Source organism: Carnobacterium divergens (genome assembly GCF_900258435.1).
GTDB lineage: Bacteria > Bacillota > Bacilli > Lactobacillales > Carnobacteriaceae > Carnobacterium > Carnobacterium divergens_A.
Genome location: NZ_LT992558.1, coordinates 429,058 through 443,597 on the forward strand (window position 1 = coordinate 429,058; position 14,540 = coordinate 443,597).

Consider the following 14,540-nt stretch of genomic DNA (forward strand, 5'->3'; position numbering starts at 1 on the left):
AATGTTATGAAAATTGAAGATTATTGGAAAGATGTGACCATTTATGTTGCAGAATTCATTGTAAATCAAGGAACAGCAGCAGAAAAAAGATTGTCTAGATGCCTTGTTTTTGATGAAGAAGTTTCTGTACATGAAGCAACCAACCATGTCAAAAATAAGTTTAATAACGTTGATGAAATTCTGTATATTGATCTATTTGATGAAGGCTTACGAATGAAATGAATGGAAAATAGGTAGCTAATGAGCGACGACAAATAAAATAACTCTCTATGAGGGGTTATTTTTTTTGCACAAAGATTGAATATAAACGTATAGAAAAAGGCTATACGTTTATACTGTTTCAGAGTTTAGAAATAAGGACTTTTGTTGTTCAATATCATTTAAACAGCGTTCCAATTGCTCCCACTCAACTTTTAGTGGAAAAAGATGCCAGTAAAAAACGGGTTTTGAAGAAGAAGGAAGGTAATAATCCGATAAAATAAGGTCGACATTCTCCTCTTCCAATATTTGAGTTTGATCGGTTACTGTTAACTGAAAAGGTAACGTGGCAATTTTATCATACAGAGCTTGTTTCTTTAATCCATCTAACTTAGTAATTAGAAATAAATGAATGGAAGGTTGATAACAACTATTAATTAAATGGCGTTGAATGAGTTGAGTGACTGTTTTCGTTAAACAAGGCAACCGACTGCTATCGATTTTATTTTGGGCAAGAAGATTTTCAATTTTTTTTGTATAAAAATCGTTAGCCGATTCTTGTTGGTTGTTATTTTCAAGTAACTCAAGGTAAGAATCACCCAAATAAAAGCTTACATAAACCAAATAAAATAGTTCATTCTTAAAAAATGTAGTGAGCTTCGCTTTTGGAAAAGCGCTAGCAATATCTTCGATTAAATGGACCACCTTTTTAATTAACGGTTCTTCTGTTAAACTCAATAAATCCTCAATTGGAAATTCAAGCGTTTGATGAATGATAAAAAAGATAAAATAAAGTTCATTTTGCTGGTTAATCAAGTCATTTTTTTGACTAAAATGGTTCATAAAAGGAAGTAATTTTTGATAAAAGGGACTATTTTGAGCAACTAGTTGATAAAAAGGGTTGGTAGAGTCAATAAATTCATTGAGCTGATACCGAGTTTGACAAAGAGCCAGCCAATATCTAAGCTGTTCTTTTTGAATAAACGAGAATTGAATCGCCGTTAACTCTTCAATCATGTGAAGGTCATTATCTAAATCAGCAGCTTGAATTGTTTGAAAGGGCCAATCAACACCATTACAGTTATAAAAGTAATAATAAAAGAAAAAATAGCGAATTCTAAGCTCGGCACCATTCATCTTTAAAGGTGAAAGTTCAATAGACAAAAATAAAGGGCGCAACAATTGATTCATTAAGCGAATCTGGCGATAAATATAACTATAACTAAAAAAATTTACTTTAGCATAGGAATCAATCGTGTCATCTTGTTGATGAAAGGTATATAAAAATAAGTAGTAAAATAAAGTGTCTTTTGTAATTCTGTGATAGAGAGTGTCCATTGAAAAGGAACTCTTTTTTGACAAGTAGTAGCCATCTTTGCTTTTAATAAGTTGAATATCTTCTTCAGAAGCTTCTAAATAATGAGTTAATTCTTTCAAATACGTTAACAGCGTTTTACTACTTACTGCTAGTTGACGACTTAAAACAGTTGTTGAGCTTGGTTTAGATTGGCTGGCTAATAATTTAAGTAATTCAACTTTTCGATGTGCAATTTTATCAAGAGAATTTAATTTAGTTATCATAATTGATACCTCCTTTAGTTATAGTAAAAAACAGTAACCTAATTAGGGGTTACTGTTTTTTTAAATTATTGTTCAACACCTTGTAAATCAGGAGTTGTGAAAAGTTTTTCGATAGGAATAAATGTAGGAGTAGTAGTAGGACGCATACTTGGTGTAATCCATTTAATATGGCTGTACAAACCAAATGTAGGGTCATTGATTTGTCCAATATCCCATACTTCATATTTAACTTTCATCACTTGTCCTGCAGATAAATAAAGTGGTAAGCCATAGTTAGGTGAATCATTTATCATCAAGCTATTGCCCAAGTTTCCAGTCATTGAAAAATTATAAGTCCCAGATTCAGTAATTGGAATATAGGCCGTTTTGATAATTTTATAGTTACGTAAGCCTAATCCTGGGTAGGGTTCTACTAATCTATAAGAAGAATCAAGAGTTTTTGCTTCATAGGCTGCTGCAAAATGTTCCCATTGCCCAGATTGAACGTTTCTTTTTTGATAAATTGAGTGTACACCGTTTACTAATTTATTTGGTTTTTCAACCGTAATACCTTGTAAATCAGGAGTTGTGTAAAGTTTTTCAATAGGAATAGCAGCAAAAGAGGTTGTAGGACGCATACTTGGTGAAATCCACTCAATATGACTATATAAACCCAATGTAGGATTGATTACTTGTCCGATATCCCATGATTCAAATTTAATTTTTACAATTTGTCCTGCACTTAGGTAGATAGGTGTTCCGTAATTAGGTGAGTCGTTAATCATTAATGACATTCCTAAGTTTCCAGATGTTTTAAAGTTATAATTTCCAGATTCAGTGATTGAAAGGTAAGTTGTTTTGATAATTTTAAAATTACGTAAACCTAAACCTGGATAAGGTTCAGTTGAACGATAGGAAGAATTCAGTGTTGATGCTTCGTATTCCTTTGCAAAATCTGACAGCTGATTTGTGAATGGGTCTCTTTTTTGGTAGGTTGTGTGAACCCCGTGTACTAATTTTGATGTTGCTCGTGTAGAACTGTCTGCAGCCAATGCTTGATCAGACTTTGTTGGAATACATAAAAACAGCACAGCTGCTAATAAAATTCCAATGATACTAAATTGCTTTTTCATTTTTGATGTTGCCCCCTTTTTTTGATAAATTAAGCTTATCATCTTTCATTGTTAAAATGATTTCTTAAAGAAAGAAAACCGTTTTTGTTTGTGAACAAATATAGATTTGTTTAAGAATTAACATAAAAGACGAGCTTGCAATGTTGTTTAAACAATGTTTTTATAGGATAGTATTGTGTTTTGGGATAAAATAGTTTGTGAATTTTTTATGATTTATATAAATAGTTGTGAAAGATGTCTTTTTTTTTATAAATGAGAGTACTTGATAATAGGAAGGGAACTGTTAAACTTATATTAATTATTAAGGTATGAAAAGGAGGAGAACTTATTGAAGAAAGGATTTTTAATTGATTTAGTTGATACAATTCCGAATAATCCAACAGATGATTTTATTTGTAGGCTAATTGAAAAGTAGTGTAATCGAGACAATGAAAAAGTGGTATTTATCCAAAAAGAAAAACCCATTCGTTTTTGTTTAAATGATCAAATCACGTATGAAGCAACGCTTACCCTAACTAATCGAGCAGGTCAGCTCGTTTTTTGTAAAGAAATTTAAAGAAACTACCCATTGAAGGAATAGTTGCAGATGCAAAAGAAAAGCATGGCATGGGTTGGAGGAAATATCGAAAACTTTAACAAATCGCCACACACATGATTTTACACAAATGATAGCAAAAAGGAGTTGGCTTGATTGCCAACTCCTTTTTATCTACAGACTAAACTTCTATAATATATATAGAAGTTTTTAGTCAAGATGCTTTTTTATTAATTAAAAACCATACCGCCATCAATCAAAAGTGATTGACCTGTCATATAGTTAGAGTCAGGACCGGCTAAATAAGACACGCAAGCGGCCACATCTTCTGGTTCAGATAGACGTTTTAAGGTAATATTTTGAGCGAATTGTTCCATTCCCCATTCAAAAGGTTTTCCGGCATTGTCTGCTACTTCTTGTGCGATATCGTTCATCATTGGTGTTTTTACAATCCCTGGGCAAAAAGCATTGACCGTAATGCCAAGAGGGGCAAGATCGCGAGCTGTTACTTGAGTGATTCCACGAATCGCAAATTTGCTGCCACTGTAGACGGTTAGTTCAGGATTTCCCACATGTCCAGCTTGAGAAGAAGCATTAATGATTTTTCCACCATGTCCTAATTTTTTGAAAGCTTTAACGGCTGCTTGAGTTCCCCAGATGGTACCTGCAACATTGATATGGAAAACTTTATCAAACAATTCCGGTGTGATGCTTTCAAGAGGTGTAGTTGGCCCAACACCAGCATTATTAATCATTACATCAAGTCCGCCAAGTTCCTCAACACATTGATCAACAGCTTTAAAAACATCTTCTTGATTAGCTACGTCAACTTTAATTGCAACGGCTTTCCCATTGTGCTCGTTGATTTCCTTAGCGACAGCAGATGCAGTATCCATATTAAAATCGGCAATAGCTACTGAAAATCCATCATTTGATAAGCGTTCAGCAATGGCCTTTCCGATCCCTTGTCCAGCCCCTGTAATAAATGCCACTTTGTTTGTAGTTGTGCTCATTATACATATCACTTCTTTCTTATTATATAATAATATATTACTACTAGTTAAAAAAGTTATCAAGTGAAAAGAATCACAATAAACAGCAACTATGAAATTTTTTTAAAGTACAAAGAAAAGTGTTAAAAAATCCGATCGTTATTTTTATAGATTTTACTTTAGTAGAAATCAAAAAATTATGTTCACATTTTTAAAACAAATGTTTCTTTAAGAAAGAGTGGCTGTTTTTTTAAATGATACTATAAAAGTATAAAAGCTTAAGGGATTGATTAAAGTTAAAAACTAAATGTCTAGAAAAAAAGGAGTATTATTGAATTCGACAAACGTACTATTAGCTAGAAAATACGATTAAATCTGTATGAATAGAAGAAAGAACCTTACATCCGTAATCTCGTTAAAAGAAGAAAAATAATAAGTAATAGAGAAAATAGCTTTATATAACTAGAAAGCTATTTTTTATTGAGTAAAGATGAAATTTAATAATAAGGGCATATTAATGATTTGTTGGTTATTAATGATATTAAGATCTCTTAATTTTTGAAAAGATTCGCTTGTTCGTGCTTGTCCCGTTCCACTATACTCAGCAACTGTTTTTTGATTAATAAATTTTGGTAAAGGATAATAATTTTCCTGTAATCCAGGATACAGAGTATAGATAATTGAATAGAGAGCGTTAGCCGTTTTTACTACCGGAGGCTCATTCATCAAAAACATTTTTTTGCTCTGATGAACATATTTGATAATCATAGCTTCATAGAAATATTGAAATTTTAATGGATTTAAATGAAGGTGGTTTAAGAAATATTCTCGATCAACAAAATAAACTTCAACGGATTCCATAGCGACAACGCGATAATCAAATTGTTCAGGGATAGTAAAAAATTCCAATAAATTTTCGGGAGTCAATAAATAATTAGGAGTAGCAAATTCACGGCTACTCCAGTTCCCAAGCTTATCTAACGCTTGGATGACAGCAGTTCCTGACTTTATAATCAAAAGTTCAGTTGTATCTCCGTGATAATAAAATTTAGTTCCTTTTTTAAATTTTTTTAACCGATAGTAGTCCATTTTTTTATCGGATTTCAAGTCTAAAGTTTCAACAATATTTATCAAATTAACACCTTCTTTTTTATATTATTATTCTTTTTGTATAATAACATGAAAACGAATAATTAAATTATAATTTTTAAACCTTTAAAGAATGGATGGATTAATAATGCAAAAACTATTTTTAAGAGTGCCGATTTTATTAGGTTTTTTTCTTTTTTTTATTAAGTTTTATGATAATTTAAAAAGAATTGTAGCGGGAGAGAATCTTCTTTCTTGGTCGAGTAGTTTACTATACAGTTTGTATATTATTTTGGTGTTGGCAATGGGAATTGGGTTAGCAAAACTATATAAATTAAAAAAAAGTTATTTTTATCTTGCTTTAGTAATTTTAGCAATTGTTCCGAGAGTTATTTGGGTAATCGCCTTTCCGTCACATCCAACCTCGGATTTTTATTTGTATCATTTAACTGCAAGTTATCGAGCAGATGAAAACTCATGGGCTGTTCTTTATGACAAGGACTTATTAAATTATTCTCCTTTTTTTACTCATATATTGTCATTTTCAACAGTTTTGTCTTGGGTGTATCAGATTTTTGGTAAGTCGGTTTTTTCAGGTCAATTTTTTAATATTTTAGCTACTTTAATAGGATCAATTTATTTTTTTAAAGCGAATTTCATATTATCTAATCGATATGTTGCATCAATAGCAACTATGTTTTTCTTGTTTTCTCCAGCTTATTTTATGTACAGCACTTTGATTGTGACGGAACCCTTATTTATGTGCTTGATTGCAATAGCCATATATTTTTGGGTCTTGCTTTATAAAAGCCCTGAACCTAATTGGATTTTATCAATAGGTATTGGATTTTCAATGATTGGAGCGAATTTGATTCGACCTAGTGGCTTTTTAATTTCGCTTGTTTTTGTTGTCAGCATGATGATATGTAACAAAAAAATTCTTCTTTCATTTAAAAAAATTCTTCCAGGAATGCTAGTTTTTCTAGCTTTTTCAATTGCTACACCGGTTATTAATAAAGTGGTCTATCCTTTTCCAACAGCTGCTACTTCTGCTGGTTACGGTGTATATGTTGGTGCCAACGAGGGTTCTAGTGGAACGTGGACTGAAGAAGATAAGGACTATTTTTGGGAATTATATAATGAACTTCCTGTTAATGAGGTGAGTTCAGTCATGATGAAAGCAGGTATTGATAGATGGGTGAATATCTACAAAGAAGGTCATTTAATTTCTTATTTGGTCACTAAATTCAAGATATTTTCTGACGATAGTTATGGTTATAACTGGACGATTTATAATGATCCTGAAAATTTCCCACTTAATTCTAGAAGTCAATTTACAGGATTTAGTTACTTTGTGGACAGTTTTTTATTAATCATGAGTTTTCTAGCATGTGCACTTGCATTATTGCTTCGTAAAACAAAAAAAATCTATTTATTTATTGTCTTAGAATTTGGTTATACTTTAGGATCTTTGTTAATTGAAGTACAAGGTAGATATCATGTCCCTTTACTATTTGTTAGTACTACTTTAACAGGGTTTGGCTGTTATTATCTTTACAAGTTAATAACGTCTAAGGGAAGCTTGCTAAAACAATCTAATTTAAAAGGAAAGCGTAAAATAGTAACAAAAAAAACAAAAAGAACGCACCTTTTCTTTCTTTAAGAAACTCTCAAGAAGATAATTTGCCTATATCATAAAGAAGTAAATAGAAGGTAGGTTCTTATACATGAAAAAAATCATTTTGGTAGGAATAGTAATTATTGGACTTAGTTTTGGTTATTATTCTTTAAAAACGACTAATAGTTTGAGAGCCAATTTTAAAGAAGAGGTAACAACTAAAAAAGTCGTCGGGGAAGAGAAAGAAGAGGTGATTGACTCAATTCCCAATAAGATTATTTTTATTGAGGATGGAATTGGGTTGCCTATCAACGAAACAGAAATTGATTCTCATGAGCGAATGATCGTGCCGGAAGGACTTAAAATGGCAGGATGGTTAAAGACAAGTCCCATTCCTGGCAATGTTGGAAATTCATTAATTGCTGCTCATCGAGATTGGAATAACAAACTAGGTGCCTTTAAATATTTAGAAGATATAAAAATTGGAGAAACAGTAGTAATTGAGTACAAAAATGGAGAAAACAGGGAATTTAAAGTAAGTAGTAAAGAAATTATAGATATAAAAACAAATCCGAATGCAAAAATTGAAATTAATAGTAATAAACGAATGATTACCTTAATTTCTTGTACAGGAGCTTTCGATACTAAAATCAAAAGTTACACACAGTGAGCGTTAGTAACACTCGAGTAACAAGGAGGAAAATATGCAATTAATCATTCATTTCATATCATCACTTATAGTAGGTATTTTTTTCTTTTATATTATTTTAATGATAATCATGCCTGTGCATAAAGAACCTGCGAGAAAGAAAAAGGTTAAGAAGCTCTATTATGTCTTTTTGATACCGTGCTTAAATGAAGAGAAAGTTATTAAGCGAACTATTTATAATTTGTTAAAATTACGCTATAAAAGAATGATGATTATCCCTATCGATGACGCCTCTGATGATCGAACAGCTAAAATAATTGAAGGTATTAAAGATAAGCGAGTTCGTCTTTTAAAAAGAAAAAAACCTAATGCACAAAAAGGAAAAGGTGCGGCATTAAATGATGCCTACAAGAGAGTATTAAAAGAAGCCAAAGCCTTAAATATGGAAAAAGAAGTAGTAATTGCTATTGTTGATGGCGATGGAAGATTAGGAATGAATGTACTTAGAGAAGCGAATCGAGCATTTTCTAATAAGGCAGTTTGTGCTGCGCAATGTCGAGTGCGCATTATCAATACTCAACACATTCTTCCTTTTTTACAAGATGTTGAATTTTTCACGATGATTTCAGATATTCAAAATGTTAGAAGCTATATTCAAAGTGTTGGGCTAGGAGGAAATGGACAGTTTACAAGGTTAACAGCTTTAAAAGCACTAGGAAAAGAACCGTGGGGAGATAGCCTACTAGAAGATTATGATATGACCTTGAGGCTATTGCTACGAAATGGAAAAATTAGTTACTTATCGAATGGAACGGTCTATCAACAAGGTCTTTCTTCAGTTAAAAAGCTGATCTATCAACGGAGTCGTTGGGTACAAGGAAATATTCAGTGTTTGAAATATCTTAAAAAAGTAAAAAAATCAACACGATTAAAAAAAGAGGCGAAGTTAGATATCTATTACTTTTTGGCTCAACCATTTATTAATTTAATCGGCAGTATTATCTTTCTTATATCATGGATATGGATTACGCTATCTTTCATTCAATTAACTAAATTTTGCATTGAGGGAACGTCCAGTTGGATAAGTTTATTTCTTTATCTAGGTCTTTTGATTTTAATTACATCATTACCAGGATTTGTATTTACAATACGTCATTACTTTAATACAACTCATATTCGAGCACAAAAAGGCAATACTTTTATAGAATGTTTTTTTGCAGGATTTGCAATGACAGTATACAACATTATTACAATACCTAGCGTTTGGATTGCGTTTAAACGACATTTATTAGGTGAAAACAGCTGGTTGAAAACAGAAAGAGAATAATAGGGGGAATTTTAGTATGAAGAAGAAGGTTTTATTTACATCGATTGTCGTAACATTGTTAGTTTTAGTAGGTTGTGGAAATACCAATGAAGCCACTAAATCAAAAGAAAAGGTAGAAGAAAGTGTTTTAGATTGGTCTTACAAAGGTGAAAAAGGACCGGATAATTGGGAAAAGTTAAATAAAAAATACAAACTAAAATCAACAAAGGAACAATCACCAATTGATATCTCAAAAGAGGCTAAAGTAGAGGCACTTGCGTCAGAAGCGATTCATTTTCAACCGGGATACTTTGAATTATTACGTCAAGATCAACAATTAACACTAACGCCAATGCCTGTTGAAGGAAAAGAAAATATTCTTACATTCAACGAAGAAGATTATTTGTTAACTGCAATCAATCTACATGTTCCTAGCGAGCATAAAATACAAGGAAAGCAATACGATGGCGAGTTACAACTAAAATTTGAAAGCAAAGAAAAAAAGAATTTAATTATGGCAGTGATGCTTGAAGAAGGCGAAAAAAATTATGCCTTGGATCAAGTTAGCAACGAAATGACTAAATTAAAAAATAATAAAAAAGTTACAACAAAAGAACCTATAAGTACACTAGCTTTGATTCCACAAGAGAGAGAGTATATCGCCTACCAAGGTTCTTTCACAGCACCACCAACTACTGAAGGTGTTCAATGGTTAGTCATGAAGAAAGCAATTACATTAGAAAAAAGTCAACTAAAAGAGTTGACAAAAGTATTAAAAGATAACGTTCGCCCAATTCAAAAACAAAAAGCAAACTAAATTTTTTTGGTTTTTAGGTTCATCCTTTAAAAACCTGAAAAATAAGAATAGGGGAGTGATAAAGATGAGTTCACCAAGTTCAAGTGTTTTGTTGCCTTTTACAGGTGGTGGGATGACAACTGTGGGATTAATTATGGGCGGCTATCCAATGGGGGTTGTGATAGGAGCTGCGGTATTGGCGATAGGTGTGGGTGCTGTTTTAATCGTCAAAAATAAATTAATAAAAAAATAAAAATCTTAAGATTTAGGATTGGATGGGGAAAGCTACTAATGAAAAAGAATAAATTAATGCAAATTTTTCTACTAGTTATGCTACTGCTAAATACAGTATTGCCAAGTTTGGCAACTACAGTTTCTGCAGCAGGGATAACAAAAAATGGGCAAGCAAAAGCTGGAACAGGAACCATTTCAGCCGTCTTTTTTGAAGACTTAAATATGAATGATCAACAGGATCCGTCAGAACCCGGTGTTGCGGGAATCGAAGTAACATTGTTCGATGCAACAGTAAACAAAAAACTTGGCACTGCTACAACGGATAGTAGTGGAAGGTATACGTTTAGTAATCTACCTGCGGGAAGGTATTACTTAAAGATAGGAGAAGTACCTCAAGGCTATAGATGGTTTGGTCAGGGTCCGCTTGGTTTTGGTGGTGGATCGACTCGTTATTTTGACTTAGCGGAAGGACAGACTGAATCAGGGGCTTATATGACATTGTATCCAACTACAGCCTCAATGAAGGGGATTGCGTATTCGGATAAAAATAAAAATGGACAAAAAGATTCTGATGAAGTAGGAATAGCAGGGCTAGAAACCGCTATTTTTAAAGTAGGATCGTCAACACCTGTTCAAACCACTACAACAGATGGACAAGGTGCGTATCATTTTTCTAAACTAGAGCCCAATACACCATACAGTGTGGAAATTAAGTTTCCTTCTGATTATGAAGTAACTTCAAAATCGTATTTTATTGGATCAGGAAAAAGTGAAGCGATTAGTTTAAGTGAAGAACAAATGCTAGAAAATGTAAATTTAGGACTGTACAAGGCAGTACCGGTTGGATCTATCAGTGTGAATCCAACAGTACTAGAAAAATTTGTAGGAGAGAGCGGGACTTTAGTTGCCACAGTTCTTCCAGTCGATGCCACGGATAAATCTGTAACGTATAGTAGCGGAGATACAACTGTTATGACCGTTGATTCAAATGGAAATTGGGTCGCTAAAAAAGCGGGAACGACTACAATAAAAGTTACTAGTAACGAGGATAAAAGTAAATTTGCGTATGTAACTGTTACGGTTAAAGAAAAATACAATCCAACCATTTCTGGTCAAATCCAAAATGAAACGGGATCAGGATTTTCAGGAATCTCTATTGAATTAAGAGAACCAGGATCAGACAGGGTGATTCAACAAACAACTTCATCAATAGATGGAAGTTATTCATTTACGGGATTAACTAATAACGTTAATTATTATATTAAAGTGATGATACCTAAAGATTACAAAGTTAAGTTTGGGTATGGTATTTTTGATACGGCAGGCACATCAGGTTATCTTAAATTGGAGGAATCCAACAAAAGTAATATTACAGGAATTAATCTTCAGTTAAAGCCAAAAACTATTTTGCCGGAATCAATAAAAGTAAGTCCAAAAGTCATTGATACTGTAGTGAATGAAACAGGTCAATTAACAGTAGAATTTTTTCCAACAAATACAACGAATAAAGACCTAACATACAAGGTTGGTAATGTAGACATTATCTCGGTAGATGCAAATGGAAAATGGACAGCTAAAAAATCAGGGAAAACTACGATAACTGTCATTTCAGCAAGCGGCGCTCAAGATATTGTTGAAGTAACCGTTAGAAGTTTAACTGATTCATATATTGGTGGTAAGATCGTTGATCCTAACGGGAAGGCAGTCAATGGAGTAGAATTATTGATTTACTCATGGGATGGAAAACTTGTAGGACAAAAGACAACGGATGGAACAGGGGCATATCGTTTTGATAATTTAGAAGCGAAGCACTATTACTTACAGCTTAAATTTCCAAAAGAATATGAGTTTGTTTCGTCTAATAAAAATTATTTTTGGGGTAATTCAACAGGTTATTTACATGTTGATGGAACGAATTCAATTGGTGATGTGGATGCAGTTATTAGATTAGCTAATCCAAAAGAGTCTTCACTATCTGGAACAATTTATGATCAAACAAATAATGGAATTGGCTTTAGCGGTGTTGAAATCCAATTGGTTAATGCTGACACAGGCCAAATAACAAAAACACTAACGAATACAAATGGAACCTATAGTTTTTCGAATTTAGAAAAATCAAACTATTATTTGAAAATAATAGCACCGGTAAATTACGAATTTGCAAGCTCAAATGTATTTTACTATGATTTATTGACGGGCTATATTGCAGTTGATGGAGTAGCAAAACAAGATGGATTTGATGCGTCACTAAAAGTAATTACGCCAAAAAATAATTCTTCAATTAAAGGAATTATTACCAATCAAGAAACTGGCTTAGGATTCCCAGGCGTTCAATTAAATTTATATTCACAAGATGGCAGTCAAAAAGGAACGGCTGTGACAGCTACAGATGGCTCGTATAACTTTATTGGACTAACGCCAGGAGACTATTACGTAAAATTAGTATTCCCAGTTGATTATCAACTAAGTCATTCTAATATTTTTGGTTCTGATGGTACATCAGGCTATCTAGCGTTAGATGGAACGAATCAGTTGACAGACCGAAACGCAACACTTAAGAAAACGACTATTGAAGCAGAAAGCATTACAGTAGAACCAAAAGAATTAAACCAACTTGTTGGAGATACAGGTAAATTAACCGTAACTTTCCAACCAAACAATACAACTGATAAAAACGTGAATTTTACTAGTAAAAATCCTAATGTAATAACAGTTGATAAAGACGGCAATTGGATTGCAACAGGGCAAGGAACAACAGAGATTGTCGTAACGACTTCAAATGGAAAATCTGAAACAGTTAACGTGACAGTAAAATCTAAACAAGAATCAAGTATTTCTGGAAAAATTACCAATCATAGTACAGGTTTAGGGTTCGAAGGAATCTCTATGAAATTGTATACTTTTGATGGTAAATTAGTCAGCGAAGTAAGTACAGACGTGAACGGAAATTACTCATTTATCGGATTATCCAAAAATGATTATTATATGATAGTAGGTGTTCCAGAGGGACAAATACTCTTTACCTCAAACACATTTGGCTCAGATGGAGTCAGTGGATTTTATGGGATTGATGGAAGCAATAAAATAGCTGACCGAAACGCAACCTTAAAACCCAAAGATATACCAGCAGTTGGAATTACAGTAGAACCAAAAGAATTAAATCAATTTGTAGGAGATACTGGAAAATTAGCCATCACGTTCCAACCAGGAAGTACTACAGATAAAAGTTTAAATTTTGTCAGTGAAAAACCTGAAATCATGACAATTGATAAAGACGGTAATTGGACTGCAACAGGGGTAGGGACCACTACCATTACAGTTACAACATCAAATGGAAAAACAGCAACAGTGAAAGTAACCGTTAAATCTAAACAAGAATCAAGTATTTCTGGAGTGATCACTAATCACAGTACAGGTTTAGGATTATCAGAAGTTACTCTGAAACTCTATACTCTTGATGGAAAATTAATCAATGAAGTGATTACAGATATGAACGGACAATATTCATTTGGCGAACTATCAAAAAATGACTACTATCTTGTATTAAGTGTTCCAGAAGGACTAGAGATTTTCTATTCAAATACATTTGGCTCAGATGGGGTCAGCGGATTTTATACGATTGATGGAAGCAATAAAATAGCTGACCGAAACGCAACCTTAAAACCCAAAGACATCCCTGCAATTGGAATTACAGTAGAACCAAAAGAATTAAATCAAGTCGTAGGGGATACTGGAAAATTAGCCATTACGTTCCAACCAGGAAATACAACAGATAAGAGCTTAAACTTTGTCAGTGAAAAACCTGAAATCATGACAATTGATAAAGATGGCAATTGGACTGCAACAGGGGTAGGGACCACTACCATTACAGTTACAACATCAAATGGAAAAACAGCAACAGTGAAAGTAACTGTTAAATCTAAACAAGAATCAAGTATTTCTGGAGTGATTATTAGTCACAGTACAGGTTTAGGACTATCAGAAATCACGTTGAAGCTTTATACTCCTGATGGGAAATTAGTCAATGAAGTGATTACAGATATGAACGGACAATATTCATTTGGCGAACTATCAAAAAATGACTACTATCTTGTATTAAGCGTTCCAGAAGGACAAGAGATTTTCCATTCAAATACATTTGGATCAGATGGAGTCAGTGGTGTTTATGGGATTGATGGAAGCAATAAACTAACTGACCGAAACGCAACCTTAAAATCGAAAGATATTCCTGCAATTGGAATTACAGTAGAACCAAAAGAATTAAACCAAGTTGTAGGAGATACTGGAAAATTAGCCATCACGTTCCAACCAGGAAGTACAACAGATAAGAGCTTAAACTTTGTAAGTGCAGATTCAACAGTTCTAACAATTGATAAAGACGGCAATTGGACTGCAACAGGAGTAGGCACAACAACTATTACAGTCACAAC

At 33.0% G+C, this 14,540-nt stretch carries 11 protein-coding genes; 7 read left to right on the forward strand and 4 right to left on the reverse strand.

The window, feature by feature from the left end:
• Positions 1–6: 6 nt before the first annotated feature.
• Positions 7–222, forward strand: coding sequence for a hypothetical protein (locus tag CDIMF43_RS02540; protein ID WP_109841113.1), 216 nt, complete (start codon positions 7–9; stop codon positions 220–222).
• Positions 223–330: 108 nt separating this feature from the next.
• Here the strand turns inward: CDIMF43_RS02540 and CDIMF43_RS02545 are convergent, their stop codons facing one another.
• The 4 genes from CDIMF43_RS02545 to CDIMF43_RS02560 form a co-directional block, all read right to left on the reverse strand.
• A complete protein-coding gene (locus tag CDIMF43_RS02545) occupies positions 331–1,779 on the reverse strand; it encodes a helix-turn-helix domain-containing protein (protein WP_109841114.1) in 1,449 nt (482 codons plus the stop codon).
• A 65-nt stretch (positions 1,780–1,844) separates the two neighbouring features.
• Complete coding sequence (locus CDIMF43_RS02550; RefSeq protein WP_162532899.1) at positions 1,845–2,891, reverse strand: PA14 domain-containing protein; 1,047 nt, start codon at positions 2,889–2,891, stop codon at positions 1,845–1,847.
• 765 nt (positions 2,892–3,656) lie between these two features.
• The gene (locus tag CDIMF43_RS02555; protein ID WP_074402425.1) at positions 3,657–4,439 is read right to left on the reverse strand and encodes a (S)-acetoin forming diacetyl reductase; all 783 of its coding nucleotides are present in this window, start codon (positions 4,437–4,439) and stop codon (positions 3,657–3,659) included.
• A 456-nt stretch (positions 4,440–4,895) separates the two neighbouring features.
• Positions 4,896–5,552 carry a cyclic nucleotide-binding domain-containing protein gene (locus tag CDIMF43_RS02560; RefSeq protein WP_109841116.1) on the reverse strand — a complete coding sequence of 219 codons (657 nt, stop codon included), beginning with the start codon at positions 5,550–5,552 and terminating at the stop codon, positions 4,896–4,898.
• 103 nt (positions 5,553–5,655) lie between these two features.
• Between CDIMF43_RS02560 and CDIMF43_RS02565 the strand changes: the two genes are divergently transcribed.
• The 6 genes from CDIMF43_RS02565 to CDIMF43_RS02585 all read left to right on the forward strand — a co-directional run.
• On the forward strand, positions 5,656–7,170 hold the full coding sequence (locus tag CDIMF43_RS02565) for a glycosyltransferase family 39 protein (RefSeq protein ID WP_162532900.1): 1,515 nt from the start codon (positions 5,656–5,658) through the stop codon (positions 7,168–7,170).
• Positions 7,171–7,234: 64 nt separating this feature from the next.
• On the forward strand, positions 7,235–7,795 hold the full coding sequence (locus tag CDIMF43_RS02570) for a class F sortase (RefSeq protein WP_109841118.1): 561 nt from the start codon (positions 7,235–7,237) through the stop codon (positions 7,793–7,795).
• Positions 7,796–7,829: 34 nt separating this feature from the next.
• Positions 7,830–9,101 carry a glycosyltransferase gene (locus CDIMF43_RS02575; protein WP_109841119.1) on the forward strand — a complete coding sequence of 424 codons (1,272 nt, stop codon included), beginning with the start codon at positions 7,830–7,832 and terminating at the stop codon, positions 9,099–9,101.
• 16 nt (positions 9,102–9,117) lie between these two features.
• A complete protein-coding gene (locus tag CDIMF43_RS02580; RefSeq protein ID WP_109841120.1) occupies positions 9,118–9,897 on the forward strand; it encodes a carbonic anhydrase family protein in 780 nt (259 codons plus the stop codon).
• Between the two features lie 64 nt (positions 9,898–9,961).
• The gene (locus tag CDIMF43_RS13580; RefSeq protein ID WP_162532901.1) at positions 9,962–10,129 is read left to right on the forward strand and encodes a hypothetical protein; all 168 of its coding nucleotides are present in this window, start codon (positions 9,962–9,964) and stop codon (positions 10,127–10,129) included.
• A 38-nt stretch (positions 10,130–10,167) separates the two neighbouring features.
• Positions 10,168–14,540, forward strand: a 4,373-nt coding sequence (locus CDIMF43_RS02585; protein ID WP_199198142.1) for an SdrD B-like domain-containing protein, incomplete at its 3' end; no start/stop codon positions are given.

Excerpts from the sequence above, each read along its gene's own strand:
- CDIMF43_RS02540 (WP_109841113.1), top strand. The coding sequence starts at position 7 with ATGAAAATTGAAGATTATTGGAAAGATGTGACCATTTATGTTGCAGAA.
- CDIMF43_RS02555 (WP_074402425.1), bottom strand. The coding sequence starts at position 4,439 with ATGAGCACAACTACAAACAAAGTGGCATTTATTACAGGGGCTGGACAA.
- CDIMF43_RS02575 (WP_109841119.1), top strand. The coding sequence starts at position 7,830 with ATGCAATTAATCATTCATTTCATATCATCACTTATAGTAGGTATTTTT.
- CDIMF43_RS02545 (WP_109841114.1), bottom strand. The coding sequence starts at position 1,779 with ATGATAACTAAATTAAATTCTCTTGATAAAATTGCACATCGAAAAGTT.
- CDIMF43_RS02550 (WP_162532899.1), bottom strand. The coding sequence starts at position 2,891 with ATGAAAAAGCAATTTAGTATCATTGGAATTTTATTAGCAGCTGTGCTG.
- CDIMF43_RS02570 (WP_109841118.1), top strand. The coding sequence starts at position 7,235 with ATGAAAAAAATCATTTTGGTAGGAATAGTAATTATTGGACTTAGTTTT.
- CDIMF43_RS02580 (WP_109841120.1), top strand. The coding sequence starts at position 9,118 with ATGAAGAAGAAGGTTTTATTTACATCGATTGTCGTAACATTGTTAGTT.
- CDIMF43_RS02565 (WP_162532900.1), top strand. The coding sequence starts at position 5,656 with ATGCAAAAACTATTTTTAAGAGTGCCGATTTTATTAGGTTTTTTTCTT.
- CDIMF43_RS13580 (WP_162532901.1), top strand. The coding sequence starts at position 9,962 with ATGAGTTCACCAAGTTCAAGTGTTTTGTTGCCTTTTACAGGTGGTGGG.